The sequence below is a fragment of the Shigella sp. FC1967 genome (assembly GCF_001743005.1).
Taxonomy (GTDB): Bacteria; Pseudomonadota; Gammaproteobacteria; order Enterobacterales; family Enterobacteriaceae; genus Proteus.
In genome coordinates, this window is sequence record NZ_MIIZ01001181.1 from 1 (window position 1) to 532 (window position 532).

General features: G+C 52.4%; 1 rRNA gene. It reads right to left on the reverse strand.

Annotation, left to right across the window (positions count from 1 at the left end):
* Positions 1-532: ribosomal RNA gene (locus BHE89_RS20020) — 23S ribosomal RNA — on the reverse strand; the annotation flags it as partial.

Consider the following 532-nt stretch of genomic DNA (forward strand, 5'->3'; position numbering starts at 1 on the left):
ACGGCAGATAGGGACCGAACTGTCTCACGACGTTCTAAACCCAGCTCGCGTACCACTTTAAAGGCGAACAGCCATACCCTTGGGACCTACTTCAGCCCCAGGATGTGATGAGCCGACATCGAGGTGCCAAACACCGCCGTCGATATGAACTCTTGGGCGGTATCAGCCTGTTATCCCCGGAGTACCTTTTATCCGTTGAGCGATGGCCCTTCCATTCAGAACCACCGGATCACTAAGACCTACTTTCGTACCTGCTCGAGCCGTCACTCTCACAGTCAAGCTGGCTTATGCCTTTGCACTAACCGCATGATGTCCGACCATGCTTAGCCAACCTTCGTGCTCCTCCGTTACTCTTTAGGAGGAGACCGCCCCAGTCAAAACTACCCACCAGACACGGTCCCCGATCCAGATTATGGACCTAGGTTAGAACATCAAACGTTAAAGGGTGGTATTTCAAGGTTGACTCCATGCAGACTGGCGTCCACACTTCATAGTCTCCCACCTATCCTACACATCAAGGCTCAATGTTCAG